Origin of the sequence: Sulfitobacter sp. 1A13368 (genome assembly GCF_043557275.1) — a bacterium.
Classification (GTDB): domain Bacteria; phylum Pseudomonadota; class Alphaproteobacteria; order Rhodobacterales; family Rhodobacteraceae; genus Sulfitobacter; species Sulfitobacter faviae.
This window is the reverse complement of record NZ_JBIFFR010000001.1, coordinates 665,727-680,842: the sequence shown is the minus strand read 5'-3', so window position 1 is coordinate 680,842 and position 15,116 is coordinate 665,727. Positions and strand designations below refer to the sequence as shown.

Sequence of the window (15,116 nt, the reverse complement as noted above, 5' to 3'; positions counted from 1 at the left end):
GTAATTCGGGGCGCGGGGTGTTCTCCTCTGCCTCGGGCCTCTTCGGCAGTCGCGACCTCCGTCGCTTAATGCCCCCGGGCCCGGGCTAAGCGCAGAGCCCGCTAGGTGGCACGCCCATTCATGATGCGCGGCACGTCTTGCAGTTTCGCGTTGTGGCGGGCGATCCAATCGAGTGTTTGCTCAAAGGGCATGGGGCGGGCGATGCCGAATCCCTGCACATGGTCGCAGCCGAGTTGGGCGAGCAAGACATGCTCCCCCACCGTTTCCACCCCTTCGGCGAGGGTCTCAATGCCCAGTCGTTCGGCCATGGTGAGAATGGCGCTGATCATGCGCTGCTGGTCGGGGTCGCGGTCGGCTTTCATGACGAAAGAGCGATCGATCTTGATCCGGCTGACGGAAAAGCGGCGGATGGATGCGATGGAGGCATGGCCCGTGCCGAAGTCGTCAAGATCGATGCGGCATCCGAGCTTGCGCAGGGCGTTGATATTGCGGGTGATCACATCGTCGGCGGTTGAGGCGACGACGGTTTCCAGTACTTCGATCGCGAGCCGGTCGGGGGGCAGGTCGAACCGGTCCAACTGCCAAGTGATTTTGTCGATGAGCCGGGGGTTGGCAAGTTCGCCCCCGGCGAAATTCACCCCGATCTGCGGCACCACGGTGCCGGACCCATCCCAAGCTTTGAGGGCGGCGAAGGCGTGGTACATCATGACTTCGGCCAAACGCTCCAACAGGCCGGCCTCTTCGACGGCGGGCAGGAAATCCGAAGGGGGGATCATGCCCTGTACCGGATGGTTCCAGCGCGCCAAGGCTTCAAAGCCGGTGATCTGGCCTGTGTCGGTTGAGATTTGCGGCTGGAACCATGGTTGTATTTGGCCGCTGCCCAAAGCCTGCGCGACCTCTTCGCGCAGTTCGGCGCGGCTTTCGGTTTCCCGGCGCATCTGGTCGGAAAAGGTGCGAATGGAGGATGGGCCGCGCCGCTGCGCGCTGCGCAGGGCGGTGGCAGCGGCGGCGAGCCATGCGGCGCCATCCCCGCCCGGGGTGCGGGTGTTAAGGCAAAAGCCGACGGAGGCCGTGAGGTAGATCGTAACCCCATCGACGAAAAACGGTTCTTCCAAGGCGGATTGCAGCCGCCCCGCCAGTTGAATGCAAAGCTCAAGATCGAGTTGTCGGACCGGGGCGGTGCAGACGGCGAACCGCGCCTCTCCCATCTTGCCGATGAGATCATCGTCGCGCAGGGCGCCCTGCAATCGTTCGCCGCTTTGCCGCACGAGCGTGTCGGCGGCGGTTTGACCGTGGCGTTCGATGATTTGGTCAAGCCCTTCGAGCGCAATGAAACATGTGGCCGACAAACGCCCCCGCGAATGGGCGGTTTGAAAAACTTGTTCGGCGAACTCCTCAAAAGCGCTGCGTTGTAGGATGCCGCCGAGCGCGTCTTGGGGTGCCTGAGAATTCCCGCCAAAGCGCTGCCCCGCAAGGAAAAGAAGCGGCAGCGCAGCGGAGGCGGCGATCAGGGCCATTTCGCCGCCGATCCAAAAGGCCAGCAGCGTCATCGCGGGGAGGAAGGCCAAAGCAGCCTGACCGCTGAGCAAAGCGGCGAACGATTGGCGCAGCTGCGTGAGCCCGGAAAGCCGGTGAATTGCCATCGCGATATCCCTTCCCAATACGCGCAATGCCTGCGCTGACGGGGGAGGGATATCGCCTTTAGGGTGTGCTGTGGGTTAACAGAACCCGCTTTTTTGCGGATTATTATCTAAAATTGTTCTTGCTCCGTACCCTCAACGTTCCGCATGAGCCCGGCGAAGTCGAAAAGCTTGGGATCCAGCAGATGCGAGGGGCGGGCGTTCATCAGCGCGCGGAACATGACTTGCCGACGACCGGGGCTGTTGGCCTCCCACCCGTCGAGAATCGCCTTTACCTGTTGGCGCTGAAGCCCGTCCTGCGAGCCGCAGAGATCGCAGGGAATGATCGGGTAGTTCATCGCCGTGGCAAAACGCTCGCAATCGCTTTCCGCGACATGGGCGAGGGGGCGGTAGACAAAAAGATCGCCTTCTTCGTTAACCAATTTGGGCGGCATGGTCGCCAGTCGCCCGCCGTGGAAAAGGTTCATGAAAAAGGTTTCGAGGATGTCATCCCGGTGATGTCCCAATACCACGGCAGAGCAGCCCTCCTCCCGTGCGATCCGGTAGAGATTGCCCCGGCGCAGGCGGGAGCAGAGCGCGCAGAAGGTCCGCCCGGCGGGGACCTTGTCCATCACGATTGAATAGGTGTCTTGATATTCGATGCGATGCGGCACGCCCATCTTTTCAAGGAATTCCGGCAGCACGGTCGCCGGGAAATTTGGCTGCCCCTGATCGAGATTGCAGGCCAAAAGCTCGACCGGCAGCAGGCCGCGCCATTGCAGTTCATGCAGAACCGCCAGCAGGGTATAGCTGTCTTTGCCGCCTGACAGGCAGACCAGCCATTTCGGCTTGGGCGCACCTTGGGCGGTCGGCTCCACCATGCCGTATTGATCGATCGCCTCGCGGGTCATGCGGACGATGCGTTTGCGCAGTTTCTTGAACTCGGTGCTTTGCGGTGCACCGGCAAAGAGGGGGTGAATCTCGTCGGTTTCGTCCAGCATCGTCGGTCTCTCACTATCAGCTTGGCTTCACCTAGGGCATTTTGCCCCTTTGCCGCAAGCGCGGCGCTAATCGGGAACGTTGTCGATCCCGCTTTGCCCCCAAGGGTGGCAGCGCGCGATCCGGCGGGCGGCCAGCCATCCGCCCCGTAGCCCGCCGTGTTTTTGCAAGGCTTCCAGCGCATAGGCGCTGCAGGTGGGCTGATAGCGGCAATTATGCCCGACCCATGGGCTGAAGATCAGCCGATAGCCGCGCACGGGCAGGGCAAGAAGCGCGGCCAGGGGTGTCATTTTCGGACCCCGTGCAGAATATCCAGCGCGCGGGCCAGATCGGCGAGCAATTGGTCGAAGGGCAGGGTGGCTGTCGCCTCGCGCCGCCCGACGAAGACATAGTCCATGCCCGCGCGCCCGGCCTGCGGCAGGGTGAGCCGCGCGATCTCGCGCAGGCGGCGCTTGGCGCGGTTGCGGGCCACGGCATTGCCGACCTTCTTGGAACAGGTGAATCCCACGCGAATGGGCGCCGCGCTGGGCTCATCCTCCCGGCGGGGTCGCATTTGTAGAATGAAGCCGGGGGTGGCCACGCGTTTGGCGCGGCTGGCGCGTTGGAAATCCGCCCGTTTGGCCAGGGTCTCCAGACGCAGAGAAACCGCCGGGGCAGGGTTCCCCTTCGTGGCGCAAGTGCCATTCAAGGGTGCCTCCGGCGGTGTCATATTCTGGTTCCGAAGATCGAGGGCGCTTATGCGCTCAGCGATTTCCGGCCCTGTGCGCGGCGTGCGTTGATGATCTTACGGCCGGCTTTGGTGGCCATGCGCGCGCGGAAACCATGGCGCCGCTTGCGCACGAGGTTCGAGGGTTGAAAGGTGCGTTTCATCGCTCCGTCTCCATCTAAAGCTGGCTGGGCACGGAATCACTTGAAGGTTCCACCGCGGCCAGCGTCAATTCAAGCCCGTCCTCTAATGCGGCGTGACGCGCAAGTCAAACCCCCTGATAGGGAAAAACCGCGCTTTGCAACAAAATGCCGGTTTGCGGGGCCGGAATTGTTTCAGTTCACCCCGTAACTTTGCAAAAACGCCCTTTCCCGCACAAGTCCCATCAAGCGCGCGTGAGGAGCCTGTTCCCGCGGCCCGCTTCACGCCATCATTGAGGAAAGCGAAATTGGTCTGATGCAGGCCCAAGGAAGTGTGAAAATGAGCCGCAATGACCAAAGTAAACCCGCGCTGATGCGCTATCTGCCCCTTGCGCTGATCGCCGTCATCGCAGCCATCGGGGCTTTTACCCTGCGCGATTACCTGAGTTTTGACGCGCTGCGTGACAATCGGGAGGCGCTGATCGCCTTTCGCGACAGCAACTACCTGCTGACCGCGCTTGTCTTTGTCGCCGCCTATGTGGTGATCGTGGCTTTCTCCCTGCCGGGGGCCACGGTGGCCACTTTGACGGGCGGTTTCCTCTTCGGGCTGTTTCCGGGCGTGCTTTATAACGTCAGTGCTGCGACCTTGGGCGCGGTGGTGATCTTTCTGGCCGCGCAATGGGGCCTTGGCGCACGGCTGAAAGAGCGGATGGACGCCTCTGAGGGCATGGTGCGCAAGATCAAGGCGGGGATCGACGACAACCAGTGGTCGATGCTCTTCTTTATCCGGCTGGTGCCGGTGGTGCCCTTCTTTGTCGCGAATCTGCTGCCGGCCTTCCTTGGCGTGCCGCTGTTTCGCTTTGTGATCTCGACGTTTTTCGGAATCATGCCAGGGGCCTTGGTCTTTACCTCGGTGGGCGCAGGGCTAGGTGCGGTTTTCGCCCGGGGTGAGTCGCCCGACCTTGGGATTATTTTCGAGCCGCATATTTTATTGCCCATTCTGGGCCTTTGCGTGCTGTCGTTGCTGCCCGTAGCGATCAAGACATTTACCGGTAAGAAGGATCTGCTGAAATGACCAACCGTATCAAGACCGACGTTCTGATCATCGGCGCAGGCTCTGGCGGGTTGTCGGTGGCAGCGGGGGCCGTGCAGATGGGCGCGGATGTGACCCTGCTGGAAGGGCACAAGATGGGCGGCGATTGCCTGAACTATGGCTGCGTGCCCTCCAAGGCGCTGATCAAGACCGGCAAGACGGCCTATACCCAGCAACACAGCGCGCAATACGGGGTGGAGGCCGCCGCCGGGGTGGTCGACTACGCCGCTGCCAAGGATCACGTGGCCGATGTCATCTCGCAAATCACGCCGGTCGATTCGGTTGAGCGGTTCGAGGGCTTGGGCGTGCGGGTGATCCGCGAATACGGGCGTTTCATTTCCGATAAAGAGGTGCAGGCGGGCGATACCATCATCACCGCGCGGCGCATCGTCGTGGCCACCGGCTCCTCCCCGCTGGTGCCGCCGATTCCGGGGCTGGCGGATGTGCCCTATGAGACGAACGAGACCCTCTTTGATCTGCGCGAGAAGCCCGAGCATCTGATCATCATCGGGGGCGGCCCCATCGGCATTGAGATGGCGCAGGCCCATGTGCGGATGGGCTGCAAGGTCACCGTGATCGAAGGCAGCCGCGCGCTTGGCAAGGATGACCCCGAGCTGTCCGAGGTGGTGTTGCGGACCATGCGGGACGAGGGGGTGGTTTTCGAGGAAGGCAGCGATGCGGCTAAGGTCAGCGGTGCGGCGGGGGCGATCACGGTCGAGACCAAGGATGGCCGCGTGATCAAGGGCTCGCATCTGCTGATGGCCGTGGGGCGCAAGAGCAACATCGACCGGCTCGATCTGGAGAAGGCCGGGGTTGAGACCACCAAGGCAGGCATTAAGGTCGACGACAGCCTGCGCAGCAGCAACCGCCGGGTCTATGCCATTGGCGATGTGGCGGGCGGGCTGCAATTTACCCATGTGGCAGGCTATCACGCCGGGGTGGTGATCCGCTCGATCCTCTTTGGTCTGCCGAGCAAGACGAAGCTGCACCATATTCCATGGGTCACCTATGCCGCGCCGGAACTGGCGCAGGTGGGGCTGACCGAAGCGCAGGCGCGCGAAGAGCATGGCGACAAGCTGGAGGTCGTGCGGTTCCACTATAACCACAACGACCGCGCGATTGCCGAGCGTCAGACCAAGGGGTTTATCAAGGTCATGGTGGTCAAGGGCCGCCCGGTAGGGGCCAGCATCGTCGGCCATCAGGCGGGCGAATTGATCACCCTGTGGTCGCTTGCGCTGGTCAATAAGATGAAGATGAGCCAGATTGCTGCTATGGTTGCCCCTTATCCTACGATCTCGGAAATCAACAAACGCGCGGCGGGGGCTTATTTCAGCCCGCGCCTGTTCGAAAGCACACTGGTCAAAACGGTGGTGCGCGCCGTGCAACGCCTTTTGCCCTGAGAGCGCCGATGATCCACTCGCTCTCTGGCCGTCTGCTGATCCTCACCACCATCTTCGTGATGCTGGCCGAAGTGCTGATCTTTGTCCCCTCCATCGCGCGGTTCCGCGAGGAATATATGCTGACGCGGCTGGAGCGGGCGCAGATCGCCTCGCTGGCGCTTTTGGCCGATGATATGCTCGACCCGGAGCTGGAAGAGGAGCTGCTGCGCAACGCCGAGGTGTTCAACGTGGTGCTGCGCCGGGATGAGGCGCGGCAATTGGTGCTGGCCTCCCCCATGCCGCGCATGGTGTCGCAGACCTATGATCTGCGCGATGCCTCGGCGACGGTCTTGATCCGGGATGCGATGCTGCGGCTGTTCCGCCCGGGGAATGAGGTGGTCCGCGTGATCGGCGCGCCGGTGCGCGAGGCGGGGCTGCTGATTGAGGTCACGATGCAAACGGCGCCCATGCGTGTCGCCATGCTCGACTACGGGATTCGCATCCTCATCCTTTCGGCGGTGATCTCGGTCATCACGGCGGTGCTTTTGTTCTTTGCCATGCGGGCCTTGCTGCTGAAACCGATCAAACGGGTCGCAGGACATATGCAGCGCTATGCCGCCGCACCCGAAGATGCGCGGCGGATCATTGAACCTTCCGCCAGCGTGACCGAGTTGCGCGAGGCCGAAGAAGCGCTTCAGAAGCTGCAAACCGACCTCACGCAGGCGCTTAAACAGAAAGAGCGTTTGGCCCAATTGGGCAGTGCCGTCAGCAAGATCAGCCATGATCTGCGCAACATCCTCACTTCTGCCCAACTGTTCACCGACCGGATCGAAATGTCCGAAGACCCGACCGTGAAACGCATGGCCCCGAAACTCGTAGGCTCGATCACCCGGGCGGTGCACCTATGCGAATCGACGCTGGCCTTCGGCAAGGCCGAAGAGCCGGGGCCGACGCTGACGCTCATGCCGCTCGAAGAAGTGGTGGAAGAGGTCATCGACGGCGAACGCCTTGCCGATCCCGAAAGCATCGTGCGCTTTGCCGCTGATATTCCCGCGAATCTCACCGTGCGTGCGGATCCTGAACAAATGTACCGCGTGCTGGCAAATCTCATGCGTAACGCCCGGCAGGCGATCACCGCCACCGGCAAACCGGGCGACGTCTACCTGCGGGCCGAGGATATGGGCGAGGCATGGTGCATCACCGTCAGCGATACCGGCCCCGGCCTGCCGCCCAAGGCGCGGGAGCATCTCTTTACCGCCTTTCAGGGCGGGGCGCGCAAGGGTGGCTCCGGTTTGGGGCTGGTAATCGCCTCTGAACTGGTGCGCGGCCACGGCGGCACCTTGGCCCTGCGCAATAGCGGGCCGGAGGGCACGGTTTTTGACATAACGCTGCCCAAGGGGGATGGCGCCCTGTAGATTTTTGAAGAAAATTGCATTTCCTTGAAACGAGGGCTTGCAACTCCCCGGGGCTAAGACTAAACCCCCGCTCAGTGGACCGATAGCTCAGCTGGATAGAGTACCTGACTACGAATCAGGGGGTCGGGGGTTCGAATCCTCCTCGGTCCGCCACTACCCAAAATTGAAGAGCACGGCGCTTTTGGGGCGTCTTATCCGTCTCGCGGCGGGTTGTAGAAGCCCGTGTCGCGGTAGGGCTGGTCAAAGGCGTGGTCCATTAGTTCCAGATGGTCTTGGCCGTAATACATGTCACCATTCAGAAAATAGCTGGGCGAGCCAAAGATGCCGCGGGCAATGGCCTCTTCAGTGTTTTGGGCGTGGATTGCCTGCACATCCTCTTCCATCGCCCGTGCGATCAGCCCGTCGCAATCGGGATCGACCGTTTCAGTCGCGCGGCGCAGATGCTCGGGATTCGCGAGATCGATATCATCGCGCCAATGGGCCTGAAGAATCGCAAAGGAAAGCGCGTCGACATCCCGCCCCGCCTGAGCGGCGGCGATCAGGTAGCCGTTTGCAAGGTTCAGCGGGTTGTCATGGTGGGTCGGGCGGTGGTTGAGAATCTCCAGCCCGCGATACTGCGCCCAACGCTCAATCTCTCGGCCGAAGAAATAGTCTATGTAATGGGGCGTGAAGCCGCGGAAGTGGTCCACACGGCCTGAGGCGATCACGGGGGTGAGGTCAAAGGGGCGATGCACCAGCCGCGCACCGCGGGTCGCGCAGATTTCCAAAAGCTTGCGATGCCCCAGATAGGCATAGGCGGAATGGGCGGAATAGAAATATTCAATGGTGTCCAAGGTCGGCTCCCTCCGGTTTTGCCAGCATCATGGCGGAAACCGGCGGGGAGACAAGGACGGGGGCCGAAAGCCGAGTGCGGAATCGCGGGAGTGCCCGTAACGGGGCGCTTCTAGCCGCGCTGACGCCTCAATACCGGCGGTTATGCAATTTGTTCGCCCGTGGCCGGGGCGCGATTGCGCGGACCTTCCGAGGCTGGGGGCGTTGCTTGGCCATGAATGCCAGTGCCGCCACCGCGGCCATGATCAGGATCAAGAGTTCGTAAGTCCACATGAGCCATTCCTCCTAGGGCATGTTCATAAGATTAACCTTAGCGATGCCCGATGGGTTCCGTCTTGGCCGGGATGGTGGCGGCCTTTGGCCGGGGCCGCAAGTCAAAAAGGCCGCCGCATTTTAGCGACGGCCTTCTTTCGGCAGCGCCCGCTCCGGGCGTCAGCCCATTTGCCGCACCACGGCCATGGTGGCGATGGCAGGCAGGGTCAGCAGCGCTTTGACCTGTTCCACGCGGGGGGGGGTGTAGTAGCCCTCTTCGTGCAGGATGTTGACCGTGGCGACCATCTTGCCGCCGATGATGATCGGCAGGTTTACGACCGAGGCGCAGCCCAAACGGCCAATCAGTTCCGCATCGGGAAAGACCGCGTCGATATCGGCCAAGGTGTTGGCGACAAAGCATTCCTGCCGCCCGTGGACCTGTTCGAACCAAGTGTCGATGGTGATCTCTTTGGTGCCGGAGGTGGGATAATTTTCGGCGTCGTCAGTATAGACCCGCCGCGCCAGCATCGCGTCCATATCCGCGGTCATCACGGTAAAGAGTTTGGCCCCCGCGGTGGCCTTGGTCAGCGCGCAGAGCGCGTCGAAGGCCTGTGTTTCGGTGGTCGCCTGCTCAAGCGCTGTCTGAAAGCGTTGCATTGCGTCGGTGGTATCGGTCATGGGGCTTCCTTGCGGTCTGGATTGCCGCCCGAGGCGGCGTAGAGGGCTTGGGTATAGGGATCGGTAAAGCTGCCGTCATGCAGCGCGCTGGCCGAGGCGATCTCAACCACGCGGCCTTTGTTCATCACCGCCATGCGGTCGCACATGAAACTGACGACGGGGAGATTGTGGGTGACCATCAGATAGGTCAGCCCCTGTTCGCGACGCAGCCGTTTCAGCAGGTTGAGGATCTCCGCCTGAACCGAGACATCCAGCGCTGAGGTCGGCTCATCCAGCAGCATCACCTTGGGCTCAAGCATCAGCGCGCGCGCGATGGCCACCCGTTGCCGCTGCCCGCCGGAGAGCTGATGCGGAAAGCGGAAGCGGAAACGTTTGTCGAGGCCGACGGCCTGCAACATCTCCACCACGCGGGCGCTGCGATTGCCAAGCCCGTGGATCATCAGCGGCTCGGACAGCACGCCGTCCACCGTCTTGCGGGGATGGAGAGAGGCATAGGGGTCTTGAAATACCATCTGGCATTGCCCGGCAAAAGCGCGGTCGACTTTGTGACCGCGCGGCTGGCCGAGTACGGAAATCTCACCGGTCCAATCGGGGGCCAGCCCCGCGATGGCCTTGAGCACCGTGGATTTGCCCGAACCGCTTTCGCCCACCAGCGCAAAGCTTTCGCCCTCGGCCACGTCGATGTTCACCCCGGTGACCACTTTGGTTTGCCCATAGGAGATGTCGAGGTTCTTGAGTGTAATCGCGCTCATGTGCCGCTCCATGCGCTGCGGTCGAGGACGGGCAATTCATCGCGCGTCTCTTCCATTTTCGGAACCGCGGCCAAAAGGCCCTTGGTATAGGGATGGCTGGCCTTGTGCAGATCGGCGGCGGCGCAGCTTTCCACCACCTGACCTGCGTGCATCACAAGGATCCGGTCGCAATAGCGCGCCACCAGGTTGAGGTCATGGGAGATCAGGATCAGCCCCATGCCGTGGTCGCGCACCAGCTCGTCGATGAGGTCGAGCACTTGAGCCTGCACGCTCACATCCAGCGCCGAGGTCGGCTCGTCCGCGATCAGCAGATCGGGGCGCGGGATCAGCATCATGGCGATCATGATGCGCTGGCCCATGCCGCCCGAGACCTCATGCGGGTAGAGGTCGATCACCCGCTCGGGCTCGTTGATCCGCACCGATTGCAGCATTTCGATCACCCGGGCCTTCACATCGCGCCGGGCGAGGCGTTCGTGGGTCAGCAGGGCTTCGGCGATCTGCGCGCCTACGGTCATCACCGGATTCAGCGAGAACTTTGGGTCCTGCATGATCATCGAAATCCGTGCCCCCCGTAGGTGGCGCATCTGTCTTTCCGACTGGCTTTGCAGGTCGATCCCGTCAAAGCGCATGACTTCGGCCTGCTGCCGCCCCGGATGACGCACAAGCCGCAGGATCGCGCGCCCGGTCATGGATTTTCCCGAGCCGCTTTCGCCGACGATCCCAAGCCGTTCACGCCCAAGGGTGAAAGACAGCCCCTTGACCACCTCGACCCGGCCCTTTGGGGTGGGGAAGCTGACGGAGAGGTTTTTAAGTTCCAGCAGGGGCGCGGTCATGATTTGCCTCCTTGTTTGGGGTCGAGCACGTCGCGCAGCCCGTCGCCCAAAAAGCAAAAGCCGAGCGAGACAAGGATGATCGCAAAGCCGGGCATCGTCGCGACCCACCATTGATCCAAGATGAAGGCCCGCCCGCGCGAGATCATCGCGCCCCATTCCGGCAGCGGCGGCTGCGCGCCGAGGCCCAGAAAGCCAAGGCCCGCGGCGGTCAGGATGATCCCCGCCATATCCAGCGTCACCCGCACGATCATCGACGAGGTGCACAGCGGCAGCACGTGCCGCGTGATGATCCGCCCGTGCGACGCGCCGAGCAGGCGCATGGCGGAGATGAACTCGGAATTGCGGAAGGTCAGCGTCTCGGCCCGGGCGATACGCGCATAAGCGGGCCAAGAGGTGATGGCGATGGCGATGATGGCATTCTCGATCCCCGGCCCGAGGGCGGCGACGAAGGCCAGCGCGAGGATCAGCTTGGGCATGGACAGAAACACATCCGTCACCCCCATCAAAACCTTGTCGGTCCAGCCGCCGAAATAGCCCGAAATCGCGCCGATCAGCAGCCCCAGCGGGGCGGCGATGATGGCGACCAAGGCCACGATCATCAGGGTGATCCGCGCGCCATAGATCACGCGGCTGAAGATGTCGCGCCCCAACTCATCCGTGCCCATCCAATGCGCCGCCGAAGGCGGCAGCAGTCGGGCGTCGAGGTTCTGCCCCAGCGGGTTTTGCGGCGCGATCCAAGGCGCGAAGAGCGCGGCGAGGATTAGCATCAGCAGGATCACCGCCCCCACCACCGCTAGCGGATTGCGCAACAATTGCATCAGCATGCGATAGGCGTTGCCCATATTCGCCTGCAATTTCGAGGCGGGGGAGTCGTCCAAAAGCCAGTTTCTTGCAGTGGTCATGACGGCCTCCTAGCGGCTGCGCGGGTCAAGGATGCGGTAGAGCACATCCGAGAGCTTGTTGATCAGGATGAAGACCGCGCCGATCACCAGCGTCGCCCCCAACACGGCATTCATATCGGCATTGAGCAGCGCCACGGTCAGGTAGTTCCCGATGCCCGGCCAGCTAAAGACCGTCTCGATCATCACTGACCCTTCCAGCAGGGCGGCGTAAGACAGGCCGATCACGGTGATCAGCGGCACGCGGATCGGGCGGAACCCATGCACCCAAAGCACCCGCCATTCGGCCACGCCCTTGACCCGCGCGGTGGTGATGAATTCTTGCCCCAGTTGGTCCAACATGAAGCTGCGGGTCATCCGCGCGATATAGGCGAGCGAGAAAAACCCGAGGATCGCCGCAGGCAGGATCAGGTGATCCAGCGCGTTCCAGAAGATGTCCCACTCACCAGCAAGGGCCGAATCCATCAGCATCAGCCCACTGCGCGGCGCTACCATGCCTTCGTAAAAGATATCGACACGGCCCGGCCCCGCGACCCAGCCCAAATTGGCGTAGAAGATGACAAGTCCGACAAGACCCAGCCAGAAGGCGGGCACCGAGTAGCCCAGCAGCGCGAAGACGCGGATGATCTGATCCACCCAAGTGCCCTGCCGCGCGGCGGCCCAGACACCGCAGGGCACGCCAAGGCCGATGCCAATCAGAATGCCCAGCGTTGCCATCTCAAGCGTGGCGGGAAAGACCTGGGCAAGGTCCTGCGCCACGGGCCGGTTGGTCGAGACGGAATGCCCGAGGTCGCCTTGGAACACATCGCCGACATAGGAGAAGAATTGCATGATCAGGGGCCGGTCCAGCCCCATCGCCACGCGGGCGGCGTCATATTGTTCTTGGGTCGCACGGTCGCCGACCACGGCCAGCACCGGATCAATCGGAATGACCCGCCCGATGAAAAATGTGATCGCCATCAGCCCGATGAAGGTGAGCAGGGTCACCACCGCAAAACCGCCGAGAGAGGAGACCCCCTGCGCCAGCCTGCGGGCTTTTGTCATATTCGTATTCACGGGCCACGCCCTCCCTTCCTTCGCCGATGCCATTGATAAGCAAGCCATTTCCTGCGCCGACATGCGGCCTCAGGGTGCGGTGGCACCGTTCTGGATGCTTTGTGCATAAAACAAATTTCGCCATTTGCAAAAATTTTTTTGCCAGACAAAATAATTTTTTGTAACGTCGGCACAGAACAGGGGAGATGACCAAGATGCCGCGCGACAAAGCCAAGCCCGAGCCGACCCTCGGTGCCGCGATCCGCAAAAGGCGTAAGCAGATGCAGATGACGCTGCAAATGCTCTGCGACAAATCCGGCGTGTCGATGGGCTATCTCAGTCAGGTGGAGCGGGGCAATGCCACGCCGTCGCTCGGCACGTTGGCGCAGATCGCCGATGGGTTGGATGTGGCTTTGGAGTATTTCATCGCCGCACCCAAACCCTCGGACGGGCTGACCCGTGGCAATGAGCGCACGCAGTTCGCGCTGGCCAATTCATCACTGACCTATGAAAGCCTTGCCGCCACTTTCCCGGGTGCGGAACTGTCGAGCTATCTGCTTCACGTCCCGCCCGGCTACGAATCCGAGACGGTGAGCCATGAGGGCGAAGAGATGGTCTTTGTCCTTGAGGGAGAGATCGAGCAGACCCTCGACGGGCAGAAATTCCGCATGAGCGCGGGCGACTGTCTGCATTACAGCGGCCAGCTTCCCCATGCTTGGGCAAACCGAACCGACACGACTGCGCGCATCCTCTGGACCGGCACTTTGGCCGTGCTGAACCGGGCAGGTGCCATCGAGCTGCCTGAACTGATCAAGAAAGCCTAGGCGGGCTGGGCAAATGACATTCCAACTTCAACGATCCAACAAGGAGACAACCATGAAAACACTTAGATCAACCCTATTGGCGAGCGCGCTGGCGCTGCCCTTGGCCGCGCCGCTGGCCCTGGCCGACACGCCCGAAGGCGTGCTTGTCGTGGCGCAGAACATCGACGATATCGTGGCGCTTGACCCCGCGCAGGCCTATGAGTTCACTTCCGGTGAATTGGTCACCAACCTCTATGACCGTCTGGTGCAATATGACGCCGAGGACACCACGGTTCTGGCGCCGGGGCTTGCCGCGGAATGGAAAGCCGATGCCGAGGCCAAGACGATCACCTTCACCCTGCGCGACGGCGCGGCATTCGCCTCCGGCAACCCGGTGACCGTGGATGACGTGCTGTTCTCTTTCGCACGCGTGATCAAACTGAACCTTACCCCGGCCTTCATCCTGACCCAATTGGGCTGGACGGCTGAGAACATCGACCAGATGGTCACCGCCGAGGGCAATACCGTCACCGTGAAATACGACGGCGACTTCTCCCCGGCCTTTGTGCTGAACGTGCTCGCCGCGCGTCCCGCCTCCATCGTCGACAGCGTGCTGGTGAAAGAGCATGAAGTCGACGGCGACATGGGCAATGCTTGGCTGAACGAAAACTCCGCCGGTTCCGGCCCCTTCAAGCTGGACCGCTATGCGCCCGCGCAGATGGTTCGGATGAGCGCGAATGAGGGCTATTTCAACGGCGCCCCCGAGATCGACAGCGTGATCATCCGCCATGTGGCCGAATCCGCCACCCAGCAGTTGCTGCTTGAGAAGGGCGATATCGACCTTGCACGTAACCTGACGCCGGACCAGATCGCCTCGATGGACAACGCGGAGATCAAGGTCGAAACCTACCCGCAGGCGGCGGTGCATTTCCTATCGTTTAACCAAAAGACGGAAAGCCTGACCCCGCCCGCCGTTTGGGAAGCCGCCCGCTATCTGGTGGATTACGAAGGCATGACCAATTCGATCATCAAAGGTCAAATGGACGTGCATCAGGCCTTCTGGCCCAAGGGCTTCCCCGGCTCGTTCGACGAGACGCCTTTCACCTACGATCCTGAAAAGGCAGAGCAAATCCTCGCCGATGCCGGGATCGAGACGCCGATCACCGTCTCGCTTGACGTGATCAATGCGGCCCCCTTTACCGACATGGCCCAGTCGCTTCAGGCGAGCTTTGCCGACGCGGGGATCAACTTTGAAATCCTGCCCGGCACCGGCAGTCAGGTCATCACCAAGTACCGTGAGCGGAGCCACGAGGCGATGTTGCTGTACTGGGGCCCCGACTTCATGGACCCGCATTCCAACGCCAAGGCCTTTGCCTATAACTCGGACAACTCCGACGACTCCTATGCCGCGACCACCACATGGCGCAACGCGTGGGCCGTGCCGGAAGAGCTGAACAAGCAGACCATGGCGGCGCTGTCCGAAGCCGACCCGGAAAAGCGGCTCGAGATGTACCGCGACCTTCAGCAGAAGGTGCAAAAGGACTCGCCCATCGTGATCATGTTCCAAGCAGCCTATCAGGTGGCGATGGACGAGGCCGTGACCGGCTATGTGAACGGCGCGACATCGGATTTCGTCTTCTACCGCTTGGTGGAAAAGGACTGATCCCCCTTTCTTGATCTCT

The 15,116-nt window shown here is 61.9% G+C and carries 16 protein-coding genes and 1 tRNA gene; 6 read left to right on the top strand and 11 right to left on the bottom strand.

The window, feature by feature from the left end; translation table 11 throughout:
- Positions 1–101: 101 nt before the first annotated feature.
- From ACGYK4_RS03300 to rpmH, 5 genes are all read right to left on the bottom strand, one after another.
- On the bottom strand, positions 102–1,643 hold the full coding sequence (locus tag ACGYK4_RS03300; protein ID WP_394455085.1) for a putative bifunctional diguanylate cyclase/phosphodiesterase: 1,542 nt from the start codon (positions 1,641–1,643) through the stop codon (positions 102–104).
- A 107-nt stretch (positions 1,644–1,750) separates the two neighbouring features.
- A complete protein-coding gene (ttcA, locus tag ACGYK4_RS03295) occupies positions 1,751–2,620 on the bottom strand; it encodes a tRNA 2-thiocytidine(32) synthetase TtcA (protein ID WP_067267458.1) in 870 nt (289 codons plus the stop codon).
- Positions 2,621–2,686: 66 nt separating this feature from the next.
- Positions 2,687–2,908, bottom strand: a complete 222-nt coding sequence (gene yidD, locus ACGYK4_RS03290; RefSeq protein WP_067267460.1) for a membrane protein insertion efficiency factor YidD — start codon at positions 2,906–2,908, stop codon at positions 2,687–2,689.
- A complete protein-coding gene (gene rnpA / locus ACGYK4_RS03285; RefSeq protein WP_394455084.1) occupies positions 2,905–3,327 on the bottom strand; it encodes a ribonuclease P protein component in 423 nt (140 codons plus the stop codon). The genes yidD and rnpA overlap by 4 nt, the downstream gene beginning before the upstream one ends.
- A 26-nt stretch (positions 3,328–3,353) precedes the next feature.
- Positions 3,354–3,488 carry a 50S ribosomal protein L34 gene (rpmH, locus tag ACGYK4_RS03280; RefSeq protein ID WP_007118882.1) on the bottom strand — a complete coding sequence of 45 codons (135 nt, stop codon included), beginning with the start codon at positions 3,486–3,488 and terminating at the stop codon, positions 3,354–3,356.
- A 316-nt stretch (positions 3,489–3,804) separates the two neighbouring features.
- On the opposite strand from rpmH, the gene ACGYK4_RS03275 reads away from it, so the two are divergent.
- The 4 genes from ACGYK4_RS03275 (at position 3,805) to ACGYK4_RS03260 (ending at position 7,504) form a co-directional block, all read left to right on the top strand.
- Positions 3,805–4,539, top strand: a complete 735-nt coding sequence (locus ACGYK4_RS03275; protein ID WP_209218364.1) for a TVP38/TMEM64 family protein — start codon at positions 3,805–3,807, stop codon at positions 4,537–4,539.
- On the top strand, positions 4,536–5,957 hold the full coding sequence (locus ACGYK4_RS03270) for a dihydrolipoyl dehydrogenase family protein (RefSeq protein WP_394455083.1): 1,422 nt from the start codon (positions 4,536–4,538) through the stop codon (positions 5,955–5,957). The genes ACGYK4_RS03275 and ACGYK4_RS03270 overlap by 4 nt, the downstream gene beginning before the upstream one ends.
- A gap of 8 nt (positions 5,958–5,965) precedes the next feature.
- Positions 5,966–7,351, top strand: coding sequence for a sensor histidine kinase (locus ACGYK4_RS03265; RefSeq protein WP_394455081.1), 1,386 nt, complete (start codon positions 5,966–5,968; stop codon positions 7,349–7,351).
- A gap of 76 nt (positions 7,352–7,427) precedes the next feature.
- Positions 7,428–7,504 (top strand) — tRNA-Arg (locus ACGYK4_RS03260).
- Between the two features lie 38 nt (positions 7,505–7,542).
- Here ACGYK4_RS03260 and ACGYK4_RS03255 read toward each other — a convergent pair.
- From ACGYK4_RS03255 to ACGYK4_RS03230, 6 genes are all read right to left on the bottom strand, one after another.
- The gene (locus ACGYK4_RS03255; RefSeq protein ID WP_394455080.1) at positions 7,543–8,184 is read right to left on the bottom strand and encodes a 2-hydroxychromene-2-carboxylate isomerase; all 642 of its coding nucleotides are present in this window, start codon (positions 8,182–8,184) and stop codon (positions 7,543–7,545) included.
- A 430-nt stretch (positions 8,185–8,614) separates the two neighbouring features.
- Complete coding sequence (locus ACGYK4_RS03250) at positions 8,615–9,112, bottom strand: GAF domain-containing protein (RefSeq protein ID WP_271688277.1); 498 nt, start codon at positions 9,110–9,112, stop codon at positions 8,615–8,617.
- Positions 9,109–9,864, bottom strand: coding sequence for an ABC transporter ATP-binding protein (locus ACGYK4_RS03245; protein WP_394455078.1), 756 nt, complete (start codon positions 9,862–9,864; stop codon positions 9,109–9,111). Before ACGYK4_RS03245 ends, ACGYK4_RS03250 begins: the two co-directional genes overlap by 4 nt.
- Positions 9,861–10,700 (bottom strand): ABC transporter ATP-binding protein, encoded by an 840-nt coding sequence (locus ACGYK4_RS03240; RefSeq protein WP_394455118.1) that lies wholly within the window; start codon positions 10,698–10,700, stop codon positions 9,861–9,863. Before ACGYK4_RS03240 ends, ACGYK4_RS03245 begins: the two co-directional genes overlap by 4 nt.
- On the bottom strand, positions 10,694–11,599 hold the full coding sequence (locus tag ACGYK4_RS03235; RefSeq protein ID WP_394455076.1) for an ABC transporter permease: 906 nt from the start codon (positions 11,597–11,599) through the stop codon (positions 10,694–10,696). The genes ACGYK4_RS03240 and ACGYK4_RS03235 overlap by 7 nt, the downstream gene beginning before the upstream one ends.
- A gap of 9 nt (positions 11,600–11,608) precedes the next feature.
- The gene (locus ACGYK4_RS03230) at positions 11,609–12,640 is read right to left on the bottom strand and encodes an ABC transporter permease (RefSeq protein WP_394455075.1); all 1,032 of its coding nucleotides are present in this window, start codon (positions 12,638–12,640) and stop codon (positions 11,609–11,611) included.
- A gap of 206 nt (positions 12,641–12,846) precedes the next feature.
- Here ACGYK4_RS03230 and ACGYK4_RS03225 point away from each other — a divergent pair, with 206 nt between their 5' ends.
- Both ACGYK4_RS03225 and ACGYK4_RS03220 read left to right on the top strand, forming a co-directional pair.
- The gene (locus ACGYK4_RS03225) at positions 12,847–13,455 is read left to right on the top strand and encodes a helix-turn-helix domain-containing protein (protein WP_394455117.1); all 609 of its coding nucleotides are present in this window, start codon (positions 12,847–12,849) and stop codon (positions 13,453–13,455) included.
- Between the two features lie 52 nt (positions 13,456–13,507).
- Positions 13,508–15,097 (top strand): ABC transporter substrate-binding protein, encoded by a 1,590-nt coding sequence (locus tag ACGYK4_RS03220; RefSeq protein ID WP_394455074.1) that lies wholly within the window; start codon positions 13,508–13,510, stop codon positions 15,095–15,097.
- The last annotated feature ends 19 nt before the right edge of the window (positions 15,098–15,116 follow it).

Excerpts from the sequence above, each read along its gene's own strand:
- ACGYK4_RS03300 (WP_394455085.1), bottom strand. The coding sequence starts at position 1,643 with ATGGCAATTCACCGGCTTTCCGGGCTCACGCAGCTGCGCCAATCGTTC.
- ttcA (WP_067267458.1), bottom strand. The coding sequence starts at position 2,620 with ATGCTGGACGAAACCGACGAGATTCACCCCCTCTTTGCCGGTGCACCG.
- yidD (WP_067267460.1), bottom strand. The coding sequence starts at position 2,908 with ATGACACCCCTGGCCGCGCTTCTTGCCCTGCCCGTGCGCGGCTATCGG.
- rnpA (WP_394455084.1), bottom strand. The coding sequence starts at position 3,327 with ATGACACCGCCGGAGGCACCCTTGAATGGCACTTGCGCCACGAAGGGG.
- rpmH (WP_007118882.1), bottom strand. The coding sequence starts at position 3,488 with ATGAAACGCACCTTTCAACCCTCGAACCTCGTGCGCAAGCGGCGCCAT.
- ACGYK4_RS03275 (WP_209218364.1), top strand. The coding sequence starts at position 3,805 with ATGAGCCGCAATGACCAAAGTAAACCCGCGCTGATGCGCTATCTGCCC.
- ACGYK4_RS03270 (WP_394455083.1), top strand. The coding sequence starts at position 4,536 with ATGACCAACCGTATCAAGACCGACGTTCTGATCATCGGCGCAGGCTCT.
- ACGYK4_RS03265 (WP_394455081.1), top strand. The coding sequence starts at position 5,966 with ATGATCCACTCGCTCTCTGGCCGTCTGCTGATCCTCACCACCATCTTC.
- ACGYK4_RS03250 (WP_271688277.1), bottom strand. The coding sequence starts at position 9,112 with ATGACCGATACCACCGACGCAATGCAACGCTTTCAGACAGCGCTTGAG.
- ACGYK4_RS03245 (WP_394455078.1), bottom strand. The coding sequence starts at position 9,864 with ATGAGCGCGATTACACTCAAGAACCTCGACATCTCCTATGGGCAAACC.
- ACGYK4_RS03235 (WP_394455076.1), bottom strand. The coding sequence starts at position 11,599 with ATGACCACTGCAAGAAACTGGCTTTTGGACGACTCCCCCGCCTCGAAA.
- ACGYK4_RS03230 (WP_394455075.1), bottom strand. The coding sequence starts at position 12,640 with ATGACAAAAGCCCGCAGGCTGGCGCAGGGGGTCTCCTCTCTCGGCGGT.
- ACGYK4_RS03225 (WP_394455117.1), top strand. The coding sequence starts at position 12,847 with ATGCCGCGCGACAAAGCCAAGCCCGAGCCGACCCTCGGTGCCGCGATC.
- ACGYK4_RS03220 (WP_394455074.1), top strand. The coding sequence starts at position 13,508 with ATGAAAACACTTAGATCAACCCTATTGGCGAGCGCGCTGGCGCTGCCC.